General features: G+C 59.9%; 19 protein-coding genes. 4 read left to right on the top strand and 15 right to left on the bottom strand.

Going from position 1 to position 19,129, the window contains the following annotated elements:
- Positions 1-31: 31 nt before the first annotated feature.
- The 4 genes from EE36_RS01715 to EE36_RS01700 are packed head-to-tail and all read left to right on the top strand — an operon-like array spanning position 32 to position 3,251.
- The gene (locus EE36_RS01715; protein ID WP_005848871.1) at positions 32-1,318 is read left to right on the top strand and encodes an acyl-CoA dehydrogenase family protein; all 1,287 of its coding nucleotides are present in this window, start codon (positions 32-34) and stop codon (positions 1,316-1,318) included.
- Positions 1,315-2,082 (top strand): SDR family NAD(P)-dependent oxidoreductase, encoded by a 768-nt coding sequence (locus EE36_RS01710; protein WP_005848869.1) that lies wholly within the window; start codon positions 1,315-1,317, stop codon positions 2,080-2,082. Before EE36_RS01715 ends, EE36_RS01710 begins: the two co-directional genes overlap by 4 nt.
- A gap of 9 nt (positions 2,083-2,091) precedes the next feature.
- Positions 2,092-2,883, top strand: coding sequence for an SDR family oxidoreductase (locus tag EE36_RS01705; RefSeq protein ID WP_005848867.1), 792 nt, complete (start codon positions 2,092-2,094; stop codon positions 2,881-2,883).
- A complete protein-coding gene (locus tag EE36_RS01700) occupies positions 2,880-3,251 on the top strand; it encodes a VOC family protein (RefSeq protein WP_005848865.1) in 372 nt (123 codons plus the stop codon). The genes EE36_RS01705 and EE36_RS01700 overlap by 4 nt, the downstream gene beginning before the upstream one ends.
- 21 nt (positions 3,252-3,272) lie before the next feature.
- Here EE36_RS01700 and EE36_RS01695 read toward each other — a convergent pair whose 3' ends face one another.
- The 15 genes from EE36_RS01695 to EE36_RS01625 all read right to left on the bottom strand — a co-directional run.
- Entirely contained in the window at positions 3,273-4,328 is a 1,056-nt protein-coding gene (locus tag EE36_RS01695; protein WP_005848861.1) for an amidohydrolase, read from the bottom strand.
- Positions 4,325-5,203, bottom strand: coding sequence for an acyl-CoA thioesterase II (locus EE36_RS01690; protein ID WP_005848859.1), 879 nt, complete (start codon positions 5,201-5,203; stop codon positions 4,325-4,327). Before EE36_RS01690 ends, EE36_RS01695 begins: the two co-directional genes overlap by 4 nt.
- A 6-nt stretch (positions 5,204-5,209) precedes the next feature.
- Positions 5,210-7,168, bottom strand: a complete 1,959-nt coding sequence (locus EE36_RS01685; RefSeq protein WP_005848857.1) for an acetoacetate--CoA ligase — start codon at positions 7,166-7,168, stop codon at positions 5,210-5,212.
- Positions 7,165-8,325: a serine hydrolase gene (locus EE36_RS01680; protein WP_050752190.1), complete on the bottom strand. Its 1,161-nt coding sequence runs from the start codon at positions 8,323-8,325 to the stop codon at positions 7,165-7,167. Before EE36_RS01680 ends, EE36_RS01685 begins: the two co-directional genes overlap by 4 nt.
- Before the next feature lie 143 nt (positions 8,326-8,468).
- Complete coding sequence (locus EE36_RS01675) at positions 8,469-9,173, bottom strand: ABC transporter ATP-binding protein (RefSeq protein ID WP_005848854.1); 705 nt, start codon at positions 9,171-9,173, stop codon at positions 8,469-8,471.
- On the bottom strand, positions 9,173-9,934 hold the full coding sequence (locus EE36_RS01670; RefSeq protein WP_005848852.1) for an ABC transporter ATP-binding protein: 762 nt from the start codon (positions 9,932-9,934) through the stop codon (positions 9,173-9,175). The genes EE36_RS01675 and EE36_RS01670 overlap by 1 nt, the downstream gene beginning before the upstream one ends.
- On the bottom strand, positions 9,931-11,271 hold the full coding sequence (locus tag EE36_RS01665; protein WP_005848850.1) for a branched-chain amino acid ABC transporter permease: 1,341 nt from the start codon (positions 11,269-11,271) through the stop codon (positions 9,931-9,933). The genes EE36_RS01670 and EE36_RS01665 overlap by 4 nt, the downstream gene beginning before the upstream one ends.
- Positions 11,268-12,224, bottom strand: a complete 957-nt coding sequence (locus tag EE36_RS01660) for a branched-chain amino acid ABC transporter permease (RefSeq protein WP_005848848.1) — start codon at positions 12,222-12,224, stop codon at positions 11,268-11,270. Before EE36_RS01660 ends, EE36_RS01665 begins: the two co-directional genes overlap by 4 nt.
- Before the next feature lie 78 nt (positions 12,225-12,302).
- On the bottom strand, positions 12,303-13,550 hold the full coding sequence (locus EE36_RS01655) for a branched-chain amino acid ABC transporter substrate-binding protein (protein WP_005848846.1): 1,248 nt from the start codon (positions 13,548-13,550) through the stop codon (positions 12,303-12,305).
- Positions 13,551-14,014: 464 nt separating this feature from the next.
- Positions 14,015-14,812 (bottom strand): IclR family transcriptional regulator, encoded by a 798-nt coding sequence (locus tag EE36_RS01650; RefSeq protein ID WP_005848844.1) that lies wholly within the window; start codon positions 14,810-14,812, stop codon positions 14,015-14,017.
- A 1-nt stretch (position 14,813) separates the two neighbouring features.
- Entirely contained in the window at positions 14,814-15,845 is a 1,032-nt protein-coding gene (locus tag EE36_RS01645) for a phosphotransferase family protein (protein WP_005848841.1), read from the bottom strand.
- 12 nt (positions 15,846-15,857) lie between these two features.
- Entirely contained in the window at positions 15,858-16,505 is a 648-nt protein-coding gene (locus EE36_RS01640; protein ID WP_005848839.1) for a histidine phosphatase family protein, read from the bottom strand.
- A gap of 6 nt (positions 16,506-16,511) precedes the next feature.
- Complete coding sequence (locus EE36_RS01635) at positions 16,512-17,708, bottom strand: acetyl-CoA C-acyltransferase (RefSeq protein WP_005848837.1); 1,197 nt, start codon at positions 17,706-17,708, stop codon at positions 16,512-16,514.
- A gap of 27 nt (positions 17,709-17,735) precedes the next feature.
- Positions 17,736-18,662, bottom strand: a complete 927-nt coding sequence (locus EE36_RS01630) for an SDR family NAD(P)-dependent oxidoreductase (RefSeq protein WP_005848835.1) — start codon at positions 18,660-18,662, stop codon at positions 17,736-17,738.
- Positions 18,663-18,671: 9 nt separating this feature from the next.
- Positions 18,672-19,129 (bottom strand): SDR family oxidoreductase (locus EE36_RS01625; RefSeq protein WP_005848833.1); only part of this gene is annotated, 458 nt, incomplete at its 5' end.

The following is a 19,129-nucleotide window of genomic DNA, read 5'->3' as shown; positions in this document are numbered from 1 at the left end:
CTCTATGTCACATAACGAAGCTATGGCCGGAATGAATAATCTCGAGATGTCCGAGAAGGCCAAGCCGCTGTTGGCCGCCGTCATCAAACACATCCGCGAAAATGTCGATCCGATCACCGACGAGTATTTCCGCCTTGGCGAAGGTCGTGCCGACCGCTGGTCACACGCGCCCGGCCAGTTGGAGCTGCTGGAAACCGCCAAGAAAAAGGCCCGTGAAAATGGGCTGTGGAATTTCTTTTTGCCGAATGCCGAAACCGGTGAAGGTCTGTCGAACCTTGACTACGCTTATATCGCGGCCGAGCTTGGCAAAAGCCCGCTGGCCTCTGAATCGCTGAACTGTTCCGCGCCCGACACGGGCAACATGGAAGTGCTGGAACGGATCGGGACAGCGGAGCAGAAAGAAAAGTGGCTCAAGCCGCTGTTGGCCGGTGAAATCCGGTCGGCCTTCGCGATGACCGAACCCGATATGGCGTCTTCGGATGCCAAGAATATCTCTACCTCTGCCGTGCTGGAAAACGGTGAATGGGTCATCAACGGCGAGAAATACTATATCTCCGGTGCCGGTGATCCGCGCTGCAAGATCATGATTACCATGGTCAAGACGTCGCCAGATGCCGAACCTTTCCGTCAGCAGTCCCAGATCCTCGTGCCGATCGACACCCCCGGTGTTGAAATTGTCGGCCCGATGCATGTCTTCGGTCACGACGACGCGCCGCACGGTCACATGCATATCAAGTTCACCAATGTGCGCGTGCCCGAGGAAAACATCCTCTGGGGCGAAGGCAAGGGCTTTGAAATCTCCCAAGTGCGTCTTGGGCCAGGCCGTATCCACCACTGCATGCGCTCTATCGGGGCGGCGGAAAAGGCGCTGGACCTGATGATCGAACGCGGGCTGAGCCGTGAAGCCTTTGGCAAGAAAATCATCGATCTGGGCAAGAACATGGAAACGATCTCTCGCGCCAAGATCGAGATTGAAGCCATGCGCCTGATGGTTCTGAAAGCCGCCAAGGCGATGGACGTTCTGGGCAACAAAGAGGCTCGCATCTGGGTCAGCATGATCAAGGCGATGGTGCCGGAAAAAGTCTGCAACATCATCGATCAGGCGATGCAGGTGCATGGTGCGACAGGTATTTCGCAGTGGTCGCCGCTGTCGGGCATGTACACGTCGCAGCGCACGCTGCGTTATGCGGATGGCCCTGATGAGGTCCACCACCACGTGATCGCCCGCGCCGAGGTCAAGGATTATCAGGAATCCAACCTGCGCACATCGCGCGCCCGTGAAGAGATCGCCGCAGGCCGTACGCGAGGTGGCGTATGACCCTATTCGATCTGACCGGAAAGGTGGCGCTGTTGACCGGCGCCTCCAAGGGCATGGGGCTGGCGATGGCCAAGGGTCTGGCCGAGCATGGCGCGACCGTCGTCATCTCGGCGCGCAAGCAAGACCAGCTGGACGCCGCCGCCGCCGAGATCAACGCGCTTGGCAAGGGCAAAGCGTTCGGCGTCGCCTGCAATGTTGGTTATAAAGAGCAGCTGCAAGCGCTGGTGGACGAGACCCACAAGCTGGCAGGCAAGATCGACATCGTGATCGGCAACGCGGGCGTGAACCCCTACTATGGGCCCACGTCCGAGATCCCAGATGATGCCTATGAAAAGACGATGAACGCCAATGTGCTGTCCAATCTTTGGCTGGCACAGATGGTGGCCCCCGACATGATCGAGAAAGGCGCCGGGTCGATGGCGTTCACCTCGTCCATCGGGGCGTTCAAACCGTCGGTCATGCTAGGCACCTATGGCATGTCCAAGCTGGCGCTGATCGGCCTTGTGCGCAACCTTGCCGCTGAATTCGGGCCCAAGGGTCTGCGGTTCAACGCGATCTGTCCGGGTCTGGTGAAAACCGAATTCGCGCGCGAGCTGTGGGACAATCCCGATGTCGAGAAGCGCATCAAGAACGAGATCCCGCTGCGCCGTCTTGGCGAGGCAGAGGATTTCGCGGGGCTCGCCGTGTTCCTCGCCTCTGATGCAAGCCGCTACATGACCGGTCAGGCGCTGACCGTTTGTGGCGGGTCGAACATGTGGACGTAAGGGGCTGCTATGGAACTGAAGGATAAAATCATCGTCATCACCGGCGCCGCAAGCGGCATCGGCAAGGCGATGGCCATTCGCTTTGCCGCGGAAGGGGCCAAGAAAGTCGTCTGTGTCGACCTCAACAAAGAGGGCGCGCAGGCGGTTGCCGATGAAATCGACGGCGCGGCTTTCGGTGTGAATGTCGGTGTCGAGCAAGAGATCGCGGATATGATCGATGCCGTGGAAAACGACATCGGCCCGATTGATCTGTTCTGCTCAAACGCGGGCATATTGATCGCGGGCGGCATGGAAGTGCCGAACGAAGACTGGCAGCGCATCTGGGATATCAATGTGATGGCCCATGTCTGGGCGGCCCGTCATCTGGTGCCGCGCATGACCAAACGCGGGGGCGGCTATCTGCTGAACACCGCGTCTGCGGCGGGACTGCTGAACCAGGTCGGCTGCGCGCCTTACGGCGTGACCAAACACGCGGCTGTTGCCGTGGCCGAATGGCTGGCGATGTCCCATGGTGATGACGGGATCAAGGTGTCGGTGCTCTGCCCTCAGGCTGTCCGCAGCGAGATGACCCGCGGTCACGAGGATTCTGTCGCCGCGCTCGACGGTCTGCTTGAAGCGGAACCCGTGGCCGAAGCCTGTCTGGAAACCATCCGCAACGAGACGTTCCTTGTGCTGCCGCACCCGCAAGTGCTGGAGTATATGCGCAAGAAAACCGAGAACTACGATCGCTGGATCGGGGGCATGCGCAAGCTGCACCGGATGTATGGCGACCGCAGAAACCCGCAGGGGAATGTATCATGATCGGCTATACCACCGTGGGCACCAGCGACATGGCGCGCGCCAAGCAGTTCTATTGCGACCTGTTCGAAAGCAAGGGTGCCAAGGTGCTGATCGACAGCGGCCGGATCGCCATGATCGGCACCGGCGGCGGCACGCCCATGATTTCGGTCTGCGAACCCTACAACAAAGAGGCCCCCACCCCCGGCAACGGGGTGATGGTCGCTTTTACCGCTGACAGCAAAGAGGAAGTGGACGAGATCTACGCCAAGGCGATCTCGCTTGGTGCGACAGACGAGGGCGCGCCGGGGCAAAGGGTGCCGGACCGGTTCTACGGGGCCTATGTCCGCGACCTTGATGGCAACAAACTGTGCTTTTTCAAATTCGCCTAACGTAAAAATCTGCCGTCCGCGTCACGCGGGCGGCAGCCCGTAGACGCGCCGCGCCGTGCCAGAAAAAAGCGCCGCTTGCCCCGCGTCATCCAGATGCGCTGACATCTTCTTGAACGCGTTCCAGATCACCACGTAGCTGACCGCCGTGCGATCCACGGGAAAGTTGCTTTCGAACATGCAACGTTCGGGGCCGAAGACATCCAGCATATGCGCGTACCATTTGCCCTGCGTCTCTACGATCTCGTCCGAGGACGGTGGCAGGTCGCGATGCATGTAGCCATACCCATTGTCGGGCATGCAAAGCCCGCCCAGCTTGGCCATCACATTGGGGCATTCCGCCAGCTCTGACATATGGTCTTTCCACGCGGCAAAGATATCGTCGCGTTTGCCTTCGAACCGTCCAACGCCCAAGGGTGTGCCGAAGTGGTCAAGGATCAGCGTGGTCTGTGGTACCGCGCGGGCAAGGTCCAGAAACTCTTGGTGTTGATGGTGGTAATGCCAGCTGTCCAGCGTCAGCCCACGATCACCAAGGATCGCGGCACCGCGGATGAAGTCTGGATCGCCGTATTGGTTTTCTACCCCGCGTCCGGGGATCGCCAGATGCTGCGGTTCCGCATCGCGCGCGCCGGAGTTGCGGATACCCTTGAACAACCCGTTCCCTGCGGCCTCATGCGCGTCGAGCGCGGCATGCAGCTGGTCGGGGGGCAGCACCAGTTCGGTCTGCGCGATGATGCCCGCGATCTGCGCCTGACCGCGCGGCACCTGCGCCGTCATCTGCGCCACGGTGCGGGTCTCGCCCACCGATTGCAGATGCGCGGGCGCGTCGCGATCCCAATAGGACCGACATTCGATATAGACCGTCTGCACCACGTTATGCCCGGCGCCGGTGTCGCGCCAAAGCGCGTCCATCTCGTAGACGGCGGGGGCATCGGGCGTGCCGTGACGCCAGAGGTGGTGGTGGGGGTCCACAATCTCGCGCAGCGGGTCGATTGCGGTCTCGGGGACCAGCCCCAGCCAGTCGTCGCGCAGTTCGATCCCCGGTCGCCAACCCGGATAGCGGCCCCCCGTTTGTGTCATGAAGCAGCTTCTTTCTTTTTATAGGGGCGCATCAGCCCTTCTTGCGCCGTTGTCGCGGCAAGTTGGCCGTTCTGGTTGTAGATCAGCCCGCGATTGAACCCGCGCGCGCCACCGGTGAAGGGGGCGTCGAGTTCGTACAGATGCCAGTCAGAGAAATCGATCGGCGCGTGAAACCACATGGCGTGGTCAAGGCTGGCGGTCATGACCTGTCCCTGGAACCACGTCAGCCCGTGGGGCCGCAACGACGAGCCGAGCAGGTTCATATCGGACGCATAGGCGAGCAGGCAGTGCTGCATGATCGGGGACTGCCCCTTTGCCGCCTCCATCCGGAACCAGAGGTAATTCTTGTCCGAGGTCTTTTCCGGTTCGAACAGATCGCGCGGGTCAACCTCGCGGATCTCAATAGGGCGTTCGCGCAGGAAATCGTCGCGGTGTTTGGGCGAGATTTTTTCGATATAGGGTTCGCGCAGGTCGGGACGGTCAAGCCAGTGTTCCGGCCCTTTTACGTCGGGCATCTTGTGCTGGTAATCCCAGCCCTCTTCCTGCACGTGGAACGACGCCGAGAGGTTGAAGATCTGCTTGCCATGCTGGATCGCGACGACCCGCCGCGTGGTAAAGCTGCCCCCGTCGCGGGCGCGGTCCACCTGATAGATCACCGGGATCGACGGGTCACCGGGACGGATAAAATAGGCATGCAGCGAATGGCACATCCGGTCCGGCACCGTGCGATAGGCGGCCATCAGCGCCTGCGCGATAACATGGCCGCCAAAGATGCGCGTGGTGGTTTCCCCGCCCGACCCGATGCCGCGGAACAGGTCGATCTCAAGCTGTTCGATATCCAGCAATTCAAGGAGTTGGCGGGCCACATCGGTCATCTGGGTTCAGTCCTTCTGGGTCGCACGCGCATTGGCGTAGGCGACATAAAAATCAAAGCTGTCCGGATTGGCCATTGAATCCCTGTTCACCACCTTTTCCGGATCCTGCCCAAGCAATAGCTTTTTCACAGGAACCTCAAGCTTTTTGCCAGATAGGGTGCGGGGGATCTCGGCGACATCGATGATCTCGTTCGGGATGAACCGGGCCGAGACGTTCTTGCGGATTGCTGCGTTGATATTGTCCTTGAAGGTGTCATCAAAGGCGACGCCTTGGGCTGGCACCACAAACAGCGGCATAAAGCTTTCGCGGCCCAGAAATTCGAGGTCGACAACAAGGCTGTCCATCACCTCGTCCAGCCCTTCGACGGCCTGATAGATTTCCGCACTGCCAAGGCGCAGACCCTTGCGGTTGATCGTGGCGTCAGAGCGGCCATAGATCACCGACCCGCCGTGTTCGTTGATCTCGATCCAGTCGCCGTGGCGCCAGATGCCGGGATAGGTGTCGAAATAGCTGTCGTGTAGGCGGCTGCCATCATCGTCGCCCCAGAAGAACAGCGGCATCGACGGCAGCGGCTCGGTACAGACCAATTCGCCCACAACGCCGGTCAGGTCATTGCCATCCTCGTCGAAGGCACGCACCGCGTTGCCAAGCGCGCGGCACTGCATTTCACCTGCGCGCACCGGCATGCCGGGATGGCCCAGCACAAAGGCCCCCGCCAGATCGGTCCCGCCCGAGATCGGCGCCAGCCAGACGTCCTCTTTCACCTGCGCGTATATCCAGTCATAGGCATCAGAGCTCAGCGGTGATCCGGTCGAGCCGAGCGAGCGCAGCGCGGAAAGGTCAACCTCGTCCCGTGGGGTCAGCCCTGCCTTCATGCAACCGCTAAAGAAGGCCGCGCCCGCGCCAAAGAAATCAAGCTTTTCATCCGCGACAAAGCGCCAGATCACGCCCATGTCAGGATAATTCGGCGCCCCGTCGAACATCGCGACCGTGGTGCCCTGCCCCAGTGCGGTGAATTGCGAGTTCCACATGATCCAGCCCGAGGATGTCAGCCAGCAATAGCGCCCGGCGCGCCGCAGATCATGGTGCAGGGATTGTTTTGCGGATTCCAGAATGATCCCGCCATGCCCGTGCACGATCGGCTTGGGGTTGCCGGTGGTGCCGGAGGAATAGACGATCCACAGGGGATGATCGAAGGGGACTTGCGTGCTTTCATAGGGTGCGTCGCGGTCCAGCAGACTGTCCCACGCCATATGCCCCTTGGGCAAATCCCCGACAAAAGGCACCGTGACGCATTGCACCAGACTGGGCAGCGCCGCCTCTAGCCCTGCGAGGATCTCGCGACGGTCCACGGTTTTGCCCGCGTGGACATAGCCGTCTTGCGCGATCAGCACCTTGGGTTCGATCTGCTTGAACCGGTCCAGAATGGCGACATGACCCATATCGGGGGCACAAAGCGACCAGATCGCGCCGATGCTCGCGGTGGCGAGAAAGGCGATCATCGCGGTTTCGGTATTGGGCAGCACGGCGACAACGCGATCGCCTTTGGTCACGCCCATATCCCGCAGATGCGCGGCGACGCTTGCCACTTGCGCGCGCAGCTCGGACCACGACAGACGTTTGCGGCCAAAGGTTTCGGACTGCACGATCAGCGCATCGCCGTCAGGCTGGCTGTCCACATGCTTCATGATCTGGTCGGTGTAGTTCAGCATCGCGCCGGGGCACCATTCGGCACCGGGCATCTGACGCTTCGCCATCACGGTCGTGTAGGTCGCGCTGGCCTGTACGTCGAAATAGTCCCAGATCGCGGACCAGAACCCGTCAAGGTCGGTCACGCTCCACTCCCACATGGCGTTATAGTCTTCGAACGTCAGCCCGCGTTGGTCTTTCAGGAACCGTTCAAATTCCGCCATGGTCGAGGCATCGGCGCGCTCTTTTGTCGGGGTCCAAAGGATATCGTTCATGTCATCGCTCCGTGGATGAGGGCCTTGAGTTGGGGGCGCGCGGGGTACGAGCTGGACGGCGCAAGCTGCGTGAAGAATACGACAGACAGGTCCAGCACCGGGTCAATCCAGAAGAAGGTAGAGGCCATGCCGCCCCAGCTGAAATCGCCTAGGCTGCTGGGAACGCGGACGCGACCGGGGTTCAGCACCACGGCACCGCCAAGGCCAAAGCCCATCCCTTCCATCGGTTGTTCGGCAAAGCTGGCAGGCCCCATCGACGCGATGTCGCCGGGCAGATGATTGCGCATCATAAAGTCGAGCGTCTTGGGCGAGATCAGCCCCGCCCCACCGGTGCGCAGCATCTCGGCGAACTTGAGGTAATCATCAATGGTGCCCACCAGTCCGCCGCCGCCAGAATGCATCTCGGCGTTCAGGAAGGGGGAGGTGTCGGGTTTGTCCACGCAGCGCAGCACGGGCGTCTCTGGTTTGGCCGCGTTCATGCCATAGGCGCTGCCCGCCAGCGGGGTGTAAAGCGAGGCAAAGCGGTCAATGCCACCTGCGGGCACGGAAAACCGCGTCTCGTCCATGCCAAGGGGGCCGAGGATTTCATCAACTAGAAACGCCTCTAGCGACTTGCCCGAAACGACCTCTATCACACGGCCAAGCACGTCGATGCCGACGGAGTATTCCCAACGGGTGCCGGGGTGAAACGCCAGCGGCAATGCGGCCACGCGGTCGGTCATCTCGGCCAGCGATCCCTGATCGGCGCGGAACAGGATGTCGGCCTCGTCCATCGCCTTCGCCGTGATGCCGGGGTTGAACGGATAGCTCAGCCCCGAGGTATGGGTCAGCAGCTGGTGCAGTGTCGGCGTCTGGCAGGGTTCGGTCTGATCCGCCGCTGCCGCGCCGTCAATCAGGCAGCGCATATCTGCGAAAGCGGGGATGAAATCGGAGACCGGCGCATCAAGGTGGAACAGCCCGCGTTCCGCCAGCATCATGATGCCGACCGAGGTGACGGGCTTGGTCATCGAATAGATGCGGGCGATCGTGTCGCGGGTAAACGGCTGCCCGGTGTCCGTGTCGCGCTGGCCCTTGGCATCAAAGTAGACCTCTTGCCCGCCCTGCGCCACCAGCACCGAACATCCGGCAAACCGTTTGCGGTCCACATAGGTCTGCATCCAGTCCCCGATGCGGCCCAGCTTATTTGTGTCGAACGCCAAAAAACTTTCCTCCCGAGCCGCGACCGCGCCTCAGGAGGATGAGGCCGCGGAACGCGACGATTTCAATAGATGATTTACTGGTAATGGTCTGGCTTAGGTCATCAGACCTCAAGCCATTCCTTGCGCACGTCATCACGCTGGCGCAATTCAGCCGGCGTGCCCTCATAGACCACCTGACCATGCCCCATGACATAGACCCGATCCGCGATGTCCATCGCGATCGACAGTTTCTGTTCCACCAGCAAGGTAGAGATCCCGCGGTTGGCGATCTCTTTGAGCACCTCGGCGACCTTCTGCACCATCTGCGGGGACAGACCTTCGGTGGGTTCGTCGATCATGACCAGATCGGGGTCGCCCATCAGCGTGCGACACATGGTCAACATCTGCTGTTCCCCCCCCGACAGAACCGAGGCTTCGACGTCGGCGCGGCGATCGAGGTTTTCGAACATGTCGAACATCGACTGCATCGACCAACGGCCCGCGCCATCCTTTTGTCCCGGCTTCAGACCCAGCGTCAGGTTCTGCCGCGTCGTGAGACCGGGAAAGATATCGCGGTTCTCGGGCACATAGCCGATCCCCATATTGGCGATCTGGAACGCTTTCTTGCCGCTGATCTCCTGCCCCTGAAACTTGACCGATCCTTTCGGTTCGACCTCGCCCATGATGGCTTTGCAGGTGGTGGACCGCCCCACCCCGTTGCGCCCCAGAAGCGCGACGATCTCGCCTTCTTTGACGTTCAGGTTCACCCCCTGAAGGATGTGGGACTTGCCGTAGAAGGCGTGCATATCCGTGACTTCTAGCATCATTAGTGTTCTGCCTCCAATGCGGCGCCCAGATAGGCTTCTTGTACGCGGGCGTCTGCACGCACGTCTTCGGGTTTTCCGGTGGCGATGATTTCGCCATAGACCAGCACCGAAATCCGGTCGGCGAGACCGAAGACCACGCTCATGTCATGTTCCACCATGATCAGTGTCTTGCCCGCGGTCACCTTGAGGATCAGGTCGGTGATATAGTCGGTTTCCGTATTGCTCATCCCCGCCGTCGGTTCGTCCAGCATGATGACATCGGCACCGCCCGCGATGGTGATCCCGATCTCAAGCGCGCGCTGTTCGGCGTAAGACAGGGTGCCCGCGGGCAGGTTGCGCCGTTCCAGCAGGTTGATCTGGTCAAGGATGCGGTCCGCGCCCTCGGTCAGCTCACGGGACCGGTTCACCAGATTCCAGAAGCTGTATTTATAGCCCTGCGACCACAAGAGCGCACAGCGCACGTTTTCAAACACGCTCATCGCCGGAAAGATGTTGGTGATCTGGAACGAGCGGCTAAGCCCCTTGCGGTTGATCTGGAAGGGTTCAAGCCCCGCCAGATCCTCTCCGTGCAGCTTTACCGTTCCAGCCGAAGGCGCAAACCGTGCGGTGATCAGGTTGAACAGCGTCGATTTGCCCGCGCCGTTCGGCCCGATCACGGCGTGACGTTCCGCCTTGCCGATGCTCAGGTCGATGCCGCGGATGATCTCGGCCTTGCCAAAGCTTTTCTTGAGGCCAGTCAGTTCAAGTGCGGGTGTGCTCATGACGCGCCTCCTGCTGTGTTTGCTTCGTTCCAGGCGTCTTTCAACGCGGGTGCTGTGGCCTTGGCAATGCCCAAACCGATCAGCGCGACCGCGCCCGCCACCAGCCACGGCATCAGCGTGTGGCTGTCGAATGTGGTCCAGAAGACGGTCATTTCATTGTCACCCGTGGCCCCATGACGATAGTGGAACGTCATCTCGACCAGTGCCGCCAGCCCCATCAAACCGATTGCCGCCGGCAGCAGCGTCTTGAGATAGGGCATGATCAACGTCGATGCCTTGCCCAGCTTGAACACAGGCACATGCATCATCAGAAGACCTGCCAGACCACCGGGGAAGAACATCACCGTGGATAGGAACAGGACGCCCGCATAAAAGGCCCAAAGCTCTGTCGACAGGCTCAGAACGGTTTGCAGCAGGGTAAAGGCGATGGCCCCGATGATCGGGCCAAAGAAGAACCCGACGCCGCCAAGGAAGGTCACCAGCAGGATGATCCCTGACGAGGCGGTGTTAAGGTTTTCCTCGGTCAGGATTTCGTAGTTGATCGCGAAAAGCCCACCGGACACGCCCGCAAAGAAGCCAGAGGCGACAAAGCTGTAGAAGCGGACCCACCGCGAGGAATAGCCCAGAAACTCTGCCCGTTCGGGATTGTCGCGCACGGCGTTTGCCATGCGACCCACGGGGGTGCGGCTCCAGAGGTACATCAGCGCGGCAGAGATCACGACCCAGCCAGCGGTCAGGTAATAGACCTCGATCTGTTGCAGGAATTCGACGCCAAAGAAGGGCTGTGCGTAGGTCCGGTCGCCGCTGATGCCTTCTTCGCCACCAAAGAACGCGACGATGATGACGGAACAGGCCGCGATCAATTCACCCACACCCAGCGAGATCATGGCGAATACCGTGCCCGCGTTACGGGTCGAAAACGCGCCGACGATCATAGCCAGCCCCATGCCGAAGAGACCACCAAAAACCGGCAGGATCACCAGTGGAATGGTCGAGAAGAAATCGGACATGTTCATAATGTGCATACAGGCAAAGCCGCCCACACCGGCATAGACCGCATGGCCAAAGGACAGCATACCCCCCTGCCCGAGCAGCATGTTATAGGCCAGCGCGAAAACGATCGTGATCGACATCTGGTTCATGATCGTCAGTGCCGAATTATTGGTAAACACCATCGGCAGGATGGCCAGTACGACAGAGGCAATGACCCAGGGGGCCAATGTCAGCACCAGCGACCCTGACCGCATACGCTGCGCGGGTTTGGAAGGGTCCGTGGTGATCTGCTCTTTCGGGCGGGCGCCTTTGGGAATGTCGGTTCTTGGATCTGAAACTGTCATGAGCTGCGCTTTCCGAAAAGACCTGCCGGGCGGAAGATGAGGATCAGCACCATCAGGATATAGGGCAAGATGTCGGCGATCTGCGGGCTCGTGAGGCTCCAGAAGTCGCGGAATATGCTGTCATCCAGGCTCTCGGGTTTAGAGATGCCAAGGCCGGTCAGGATATTCTCCATCTCGATGTTGTAGGATTTGGCGAAAGTGGTGATCCAGCCGATCAATAGCGACGCGATCAGCGCCCCCCAGAGCGACCCGAGGCCACCAATCACGATGGTCACGAACACGATCGACCCCAGCACAAAGGCCATACCGGGGAAGGTGCCAAGCACCGGTCCGGCAATCACACCGGCCACACCGGCCAGCGCCGTGCCGACCCCGAAGACCCCCATAAAGATCAGCGGCACATTGTGGCCCAAGGCTTCGACCGTGCGCGGATAGCTCAGCGCGGCCTGAATGATCATGCCGACGCGGGTCTTGGTCAGCACGTAAAGCAGCCCGATAAAGATGCTGATCGAGATGAAGATCATGAAAATCTTATAGGCGGGGATCGAATTCCCCGAGATCGCAAACGCGGTAAAGTTCAACGCGTCAGGAATGGCGTAGGGCAGTTGGTTCTTGCCCCAGATGAATTGCACCAGTTCTTCGATCAACAGCGCCAGACCAAAGGTAAAGATCAGTTCGGGCACGTGTCCGTATTGGTGAACCCGGCGCAGGCCGTAGCGTTCAACCCCTGCCCCCATCACACCCACGACGAGCGGCGCGATCAGCAGCCCCATCCAGAAGCCGAGCGCAAGACTGATCTGGTAGGCGAAATAGGCACCAAGCATGTAAAAGCTGGCGTGAGCGAAGTTCAAAACACCCATCATCGAGAAAATTAGGGTCAGACCGGCGGAGAGCATGAACAACAGCAATCCAGTAACCAGCCCGTCGATGAGGTTGACGAGAATGAGGTCCATGAGGCCCCTCCAGTAGTGTGGTGGCAAGGTGCAAGAGGGGCCCGCCCGCCAGCGCAGGCGGACCCGAGAGAAATCGCCTTATTCGGGGCGCTTCATCTCGCAGGTTGTCGGGCTGTCCATCGACGCCATTTCGACGGTCGATTCAGTCACGACACCATACCCGGACTGGTCATAGTCAAAGTCCAGGTTGTCGTTTGTGTGGACGCCGACATGCATGTCCTGAATGATCTGGTGATCTTGCGGACGCATGAACAGTTTACCACCCCACATGCTGTCGTATTCCATGCCTTCCAGCTTGCTGGCCACCGCGACCACATCTGTGGCGGAGCCCGCTTCGGTGATGGCCTGGGCCAGCATACCGATGGTGTTGAAGATACGGCTTTGGTCGATGTTGCCGTCTGGATACTTCTCAAGGAAGGCGTTGTAGGTGTTGCGCGCTTCTTCGGTAGCAATCGGGTTGATGCTGCCTTGCGAAATCAGGCGGATCTTGTCTTTACCGCTTTCACCAAAGGCGGCCGTGATGCCGGAACCCGCAGCGTAATAGGTATAGATCGGCCCTTCGAACCCGTTGTCGATGATCGCCTTGCCGATACCCAGCATGTCAGCGCCCCAGTTCCCCGTGATCACGGCATCCGCACCAGAGGATACAACCTTGCGCGCGTAGGGGGTAAAGTCTTTCACCTTGCCGATAGGGTGCAGTTCGTCACCGACGACCTCGATGCCGTCACCTTTCGCGCCCAGCATTTCGTTGGCGGCGGCTGACACAGCCTTACCAAAGGAATAGTCCTGCCCGATGATGTAGACTTTCTTGATGTCCTTGTCCTGAACGATCACATCGGTCAGCGCGTCCATCTTGATGTCAGAGTTGGCGTCGAAACGGAAATGCCAGAAGTTGCATTTGTCGTTGGTCAGCGCAGGGTCCACAGCGGCATAGTTCAGGAACAGAACACGGCTGTCGGGGTTGCGGCGGTTGTGCTTGTCGATGGCTTCGGTCAATGCGTTCGCAACGCCAGAGGAGTTCCCCTGAACGACGTAGCGCGCGCCTTGGTCAATCGCGACCTGAAGCTGAATAAGGGATTCTTTGGGGCTGACCTTGTTATCAAAAGGCAGCACTTCCATTTTTTGGCCGTCCAGCAGACCGCCTTTGTCGTTTACCATGTAATCAGCCGCGAATTCGAACTGATGCAGGCCGTTTGTTCCGGTGCTTGCGAATGGACCGGACAGCGGGTCAATGAACGCGATCTTGATGTTTTCGGCAAAGGCTGCGCTCGCGCCAATGACCAAAGAAAGCGCGGAAACCGCGCCGTACTTAGCGATATTTTTCATTTTAATCCTCCCAAGGACGGCCCGGCGCTTTTAATGCGTTTTTTGGATTGCCAGACCTTGGGATGAGCCTTGCATAATGCGATTTATTGTCAAGCGCCTCTATTCATAAGTTGCGAGCCTGCACCGTTGGTTATGCCATATATTGCGTGATGGTACGGGCGAAATCACCTGCGTGAAATTTTGCCCGCTGCCGGTTTTTGACGCAGGGTCAGAAATAAGCATTTGAAAATAAATGTATTAATGAATTGCACAAGATTGTGACGGCTGATCAGTTTTTACGCGGTGCCTGACAGATGTCCGCTGGACACTATTCAAAAAAAATTTGCGACGGCGGGTGCGATCCTGACAATTGTCATGGCACCGTAGATTTGCCAATTCCAGCCACTGGAACGAAGCTGCTGGCCGCGGTGGTTGAAATCTATACGACCGGCCAAGTTGATTCTCCCGCCCTGCGGGTCCACACCCTAAAACCGGATGCTGATGGCTTGCGCCGCTGCCGACAAAAGCTGTGCATAGGTCGTTTCAAGCTGTCGCTTCTTCACGTGGAAAGCGGGACCGCCCACATTCAGCCCGTAAACCTGCGATCCGTTGGGCGAAAACACTGGCACCGCGATGCCGTTCACATCGGGACGCCAATCGCCATAGCTTGAACAAAATCCCTTATCTGCAAACTCTGTCATCGCGGCGGCATAGCTGTCGCGTGCGCGGGCTTCGAACTCGGGCCCTTCGGCTGCAGCATAGCGGAACGCGCGGTCGCGGCTTTCGTCGGACATGCCGGTCAGAATTGCGCGACCAATGGCGGAATCAAACAGCGGCAGCCGTGACCCGACGCGAATTTGCAATGCGACATCCTCGCGCGAGCGTTTGGTCGCGATATAGACAACGTCCAGCCGGTGGACCTCTCCGATCGCGATGGTGACGTAGGAATTGGGCCCGTCACGCAGCTTGCGCATCTCTTCCTGCGCGCGGTCGCCGATCTCCATACTCGACAGCACACCAAAGCCAAGCTGCAACACCCCTGCGCCCAGCCGATAGGTGCCGGTGCGGGCGTCGGCGACAAGATAGTCCAGTTCCACCAGCGTATGGGTCAAGCGCGACACCGTCGCCTTGGGCAGCCCTGTCCGTTCGGAGAAATCCGTGTTGGTCAGGGCTGTTTCGTTTTCCCGAAAGCAGCGCAACACATCCAGCCCGCGGGCAAGCGCCGTGACGAAGTTTCTGTCCTTCGTCTCTGCCGGATCTGTCGCGAACTCGTTGGAGGCCATCTTACTTGCCTTCCAGCGCTTTAAGCCCGTTTTCCGCAAACACAGGGACATAGGCACCGACCTTCATCGCCCGCTCGGGGTTGGAGGCATTGCCGTCCAGCGCGCGTTTCAATACGCCCTGAATGATCCCGGCCATGCGGAAGAAGCAAAAGGCGAGGTAGAAGCCAAAGTTGTCGATCCCGTCCAGCCCGCGGCGTTCGCAGTATTTGGCGATGAACTCGGCATCACTCGGCACGCCAAGCGCTGCGCGGTCCACACCGCCAAAGCCGCGCCCTTCGGTGCCCGCGGGCATTTGCCACTGCATGATAACGGCCGCAAGGTCAGCGTAAGGGTGGCCGATGGTCGACAGTTCCCAGTCCAGAATGGCCAGACATTTGGTGCCGTCCTTTTCGAACATCATATTGTCGATGCGGTAGTCGCCATGCACCAGCGTGCGCTGCCCGTCATCCGCAGGGATGCTGGCGGTCAGCTTTTCGATCAGCTTGTTCATCGCGGGCAGGTCTTCGGTTTCGGACGCGCGGTATTGCTTGGTCCAGCGGGCGACCTGACGTTCATAATAGTTACCGGGAGGGCCGTAATCCGACAGACCCACCGCGTCGATGTCCACCTCGTGCAGGGCGGCAAGCACGCGGTTCATCTCATCAATCACGCCGGCGCGGCCTGCCTTGTCCATGTCGGGCATGCGCGGGTCCATGAAGTTGCGCCCGTCGATATGATCCATGATGTAGAACGCCGACCCGATCACGTCGTCGTCTTCGCACAGCAGGTGCATTTTCGACACCGGCACATCGGTATCCTGCAACGCCTTTTGCACGCGGAACTCACGATCAACCGCGTGTGCGGATTTCAACAGAACCCCCGGCGGTTTGCGACGCAGCACATAGTTACGCGACGGGGTTTTCAGCAGGAACGTCGGGTTGGACTGACCGGCTTGGAACTTAGAGACCTCAAGCGGGCCTTCGAAACCCTCAAGGTGTTTTTCCAGATAGGCGCTGACCTTCGGAATATCGAGTGTCTGGGTGTCTGTGCTCATGGCTACCGTTCCTTAACTATAGGTCAGCATGTCAGCAGTCTCGGCTGACATCAGATGCGGGGTCGCGTTGAATTCATGCAGGAAAAACGCGGATTTGGTGAAGACGAATTTGGTGATGGATGTGTTCTTGATCTGCAGGTTCAAGGTCATCATCATTTTATGCGGTGCGCCGAGTGACGCGGCCGTCAGCTGCCCAATCACCCCACCGGAGCTTACGGCAAGCACGCGCTCCGCCCCTTCGGCACAGGCAATCAGACGGGCGGCTTCCACGCGGTCGGTGAAATTGGCCCATGTCTCGGCGGGGCCTTCGATCTCGTCTGCCTGCCACTGAAAGACGGTTTCGCGCAGGGTACGGAAATGCACCTTGCGGTCGCCCTTGACCAGTTCGGGAACCGCCCCTTTATAGCGCGCGTCCAGTAGGTTCTGAAAATCATACTCATTCAGGCCGGGGTGGGTGTCGCCTGCCTCGAATCCCATCGAGGCAAGCGTTTCTTTCTGGCGGGTCAGGGTGCCGGTGATTGTCCGGTCCGGCACCCAGCCGGTATCGCGGAGCAACTGGCCAACGGCCTCGGATTGCCGGTGCCCGAGGTCCGACAACTTGTCATAGTTGTCAGCCCCGAAAGACGCCTGACCGTGGCGGATGACCAGTAGCTCTCCCATGATGGTTTACAGAACCTCAAAGAGGCCAGCAGCACCCATGCCGCCGCCAACACACATGGTGCAGACAACGTATTTGGCACCGCGACGCTTGCCTTCGATCAGCGCGTGACCAACCATGCGCGCGCCGGACATGCCGTAGGGGTGACCGATAGAGATCGCGCCGCCGTCGACGTTCAACAGCTCGTCCGGGATGCCCAGCTTGTCGCGCGATGCGATCACCTGACAAGCAAAGGCCTCGTTCAGTTCCCACAGACCGATGTCTTCGATCTTGAGCCCGTGCGCTTCAAGCAGCTTTGGCACCGCATAGATCGGGCCGATACCCATCTCATCGGGCTCGCAGCCTGCGGCCATCACGCCAACGTAGCGACCCAGTGGCTGAAGGCCGCGACGTTCGGCTTCTTTCGCTTCCATGACCACAGCGGCGGAGGCACCATCGGACAGTTGCGAGGCGTTGCCCGCGGTGATGAACTTGCCTTCGGGCAGGTGGATGCCGTCCTTGAATACGGGCTTCAGACCGGCAAGGCTTTCCGCCGTGGTGCCGGGGCGGTTGCCCTCGTCTTTTTCCAAGGTGACTTCGTGCTTGGAAATCTCTTTGGTCTCTTTGTCCTGAACCATCATCGTGGTGGTCATTGCGACGATCTCGTCGTCAAAGCGGCCGGCCTGTTGCGCTTGGTGCGTCAGCTCTTGGCTGCGCGCCGCGTATTCGTCCTGCGCTTCGCGGCTCACGTTATAGCGCTCTGCTACGTTTTCGGCTGTTTCCAGCATGGTCATGTAGATTTCGGGCTTGTTCTGCTTGAGCCACGGGTCGGCGCTGACGCGCATCTCTGGCGTTTGCACGAGGGAGATGCTGTCGACACCGCCGCCGATGACAATGTCCATCCCGTCGGTGATCACCTGTTTGGCCGCGGTGGCGATTGCCATCATGCCGGATGCGCACTGACGGTCCAGCGACATGCCTGCAACGGTCACGGGCAGGCCTGCGCGGATGGCGGCCTGACGCGCGATGTTGCCCGCCTGATGCCCCTGCTGCAAGGCGGACCCGATGACACAGTCAGAGATTTCCGACCCGTCAAGACCGGCGCGCTTCACGGCGTTCTCGATGGCGTGGGCGGCAAGCGCCTGTGGTGTGGTGGCGTTGAACGCACCGCGATAGGCTTTGCCGATCGGGGTACGGGCGGTGGATACGATTACTGCGTCACGCATGGTGATCTCCCTTTGAAAGTTCGTCTGTTAGCCCCAATCCAGATCAAGACCCTGGGCCTTGGCTGCATTGAGCGCGTATTTCTTCGTTTGACTAAAGGCATCGGTCAGCTCTTGCTGGCCGCCTGCGTCGGTGATTTTGTCGAAAGCGGATGCGACACCTTCAGGGGTATTCTCGTCGCCGGTCAAGGTCACGCCTTCCGTTTCGTAAATACGGGTTTGGGCAAAGCCACCCGCTCCTGCCCCAAGGATCACACGGCTGGGGCCGTCCTCGCTGACGAGGTACAGCAGGCCGGGGGTGATCGTTTCGGGTGCCAGCAGGGCTTGGGCCTGTTCAGGCAGCAGATCGGCGGTCATCCGCGTGGCCGCTGTGGGGGCCAGCGTGTTGACGCGGATATTGTCGCGCGCGCCTTCCAGATGCAGCACGTTCATCAGCCCCATCATCGCCGCTTTGGCCGCACCGTAGTTGGATTGACCAAAGTTGCCATACAGCCCCGAAGCCGAGGATGTCAGCACAATGCGCCCGTATTTCTGTTCGCGCATGATCGGCCAGCAAGCATGGGTCACATTCGCAGACCCGATCAAATGCACGTCGACGACCTTGCGGAAATCAGACATCTCCATCTTGGAAAACGTCTTGTCCCGCAGGATGCCTGCGTTGTTCACCAGAATGTCGATGCGACCCCAGGCGTCCATGACCTGCGCGACCATATCCTTGACACCGGCCTCGTCCGAGACATCACAGCCATGCGCCATCGCCTCGCCGCCCGCGTCGCGGATTTCCTGCGCGACGGCTTCGGCGGCTGCCGACGAAGACCCCTGCCCGTCGGTTGTCACGCCCAAATCATTGACCATAACCTTTGCGCCGCGTGCCGCGAGGCCAAGCGCATGGCTGCGCCCCAGACCCGTGCCCGCGCCGGTGACAATAGCGACGCGGTTGTCAAAACGAATATCCATCATCGCCCCTTAGTGCAGTGCTTGTTCAAAGATGTTCGGCCCGCTCATCACATTGATGCCGCCGCTGACGGGGACAATCGCGCCGGTGATATAGGCACCGCCCTTGCCGCAAAGAAACAACATGCAGCCCGCGATATCCGTATCGGTGCCGACGCGGCGCAGGGGGACGTCTTCGCCCACCTTGTTGCGCATATCCTCGTCGTGGGTCGCAAAGGCGGTCATCCGCGACACGAAGGGTCCGGGGGCCAATGCGTTCACAGTGATCGCGTCACCTGCCAGTTCCTTGGCGAGGATCTTGCTCAGGTGGATCACCGCGGCCTTCGAGGCAGAGTAGCTGTAGGCGCCGTCACCCATCTCGCGTTCGCCCATCACCGATCCGACGTTCACCACCCGCGCCGGATCGTCGATCGTCGCGTTCGCCTTGAGCAGCGGCAGCAGTTTTTGCGTCAGATCGAACAGACCCGCGA

It is taken from the genome of Sulfitobacter sp. EE-36 (genome assembly GCF_000152605.1).
GTDB classification, from domain to species: domain Bacteria; phylum Pseudomonadota; class Alphaproteobacteria; order Rhodobacterales; family Rhodobacteraceae; genus Sulfitobacter; species Sulfitobacter pontiacus.
The sequence above is the reverse complement of the archived record's forward strand: the minus strand, read 5'-3'. Positions and strand labels throughout refer to the sequence as shown.

Bases quoted from the DNA above. Each gene is read 5' to 3' on its own strand.
- EE36_RS01715 (WP_005848871.1), top strand. From the start codon at position 32: ATGAATAATCTCGAGATGTCCGAGAAGGCCAAGCCGCTGTTGGCCGCC.
- EE36_RS01710 (WP_005848869.1), top strand. From the start codon at position 1,315: ATGACCCTATTCGATCTGACCGGAAAGGTGGCGCTGTTGACCGGCGCC.
- EE36_RS01705 (WP_005848867.1), top strand. From the start codon at position 2,092: ATGGAACTGAAGGATAAAATCATCGTCATCACCGGCGCCGCAAGCGGC.
- EE36_RS01700 (WP_005848865.1), top strand. From the start codon at position 2,880: ATGATCGGCTATACCACCGTGGGCACCAGCGACATGGCGCGCGCCAAG.
- EE36_RS01695 (WP_005848861.1), bottom strand. From the start codon at position 4,328: ATGACACAAACGGGGGGCCGCTATCCGGGTTGGCGACCGGGGATCGAA.
- EE36_RS01690 (WP_005848859.1), bottom strand. From the start codon at position 5,203: ATGACCGATGTGGCCCGCCAACTCCTTGAATTGCTGGATATCGAACAG.
- EE36_RS01685 (WP_005848857.1), bottom strand. From the start codon at position 7,168: ATGAACGATATCCTTTGGACCCCGACAAAAGAGCGCGCCGATGCCTCG.
- EE36_RS01680 (WP_050752190.1), bottom strand. From the start codon at position 8,325: ATGCAGACCTATGTGGACCGCAAACGGTTTGCCGGATGTTCGGTGCTG.
- EE36_RS01675 (WP_005848854.1), bottom strand. From the start codon at position 9,173: ATGATGCTAGAAGTCACGGATATGCACGCCTTCTACGGCAAGTCCCAC.
- EE36_RS01670 (WP_005848852.1), bottom strand. From the start codon at position 9,934: ATGAGCACACCCGCACTTGAACTGACTGGCCTCAAGAAAAGCTTTGGC.
- EE36_RS01665 (WP_005848850.1), bottom strand. From the start codon at position 11,271: ATGACAGTTTCAGATCCAAGAACCGACATTCCCAAAGGCGCCCGCCCG.
- EE36_RS01660 (WP_005848848.1), bottom strand. From the start codon at position 12,224: ATGGACCTCATTCTCGTCAACCTCATCGACGGGCTGGTTACTGGATTG.
- EE36_RS01655 (WP_005848846.1), bottom strand. From the start codon at position 13,550: ATGAAAAATATCGCTAAGTACGGCGCGGTTTCCGCGCTTTCTTTGGTC.
- EE36_RS01650 (WP_005848844.1), bottom strand. From the start codon at position 14,812: ATGGCCTCCAACGAGTTCGCGACAGATCCGGCAGAGACGAAGGACAGA.
- EE36_RS01645 (WP_005848841.1), bottom strand. From the start codon at position 15,845: ATGAGCACAGACACCCAGACACTCGATATTCCGAAGGTCAGCGCCTAT.
- EE36_RS01640 (WP_005848839.1), bottom strand. From the start codon at position 16,505: ATGGGAGAGCTACTGGTCATCCGCCACGGTCAGGCGTCTTTCGGGGCT.
- EE36_RS01635 (WP_005848837.1), bottom strand. From the start codon at position 17,708: ATGCGTGACGCAGTAATCGTATCCACCGCCCGTACCCCGATCGGCAAA.
- EE36_RS01630 (WP_005848835.1), bottom strand. From the start codon at position 18,662: ATGGATATTCGTTTTGACAACCGCGTCGCTATTGTCACCGGCGCGGGC.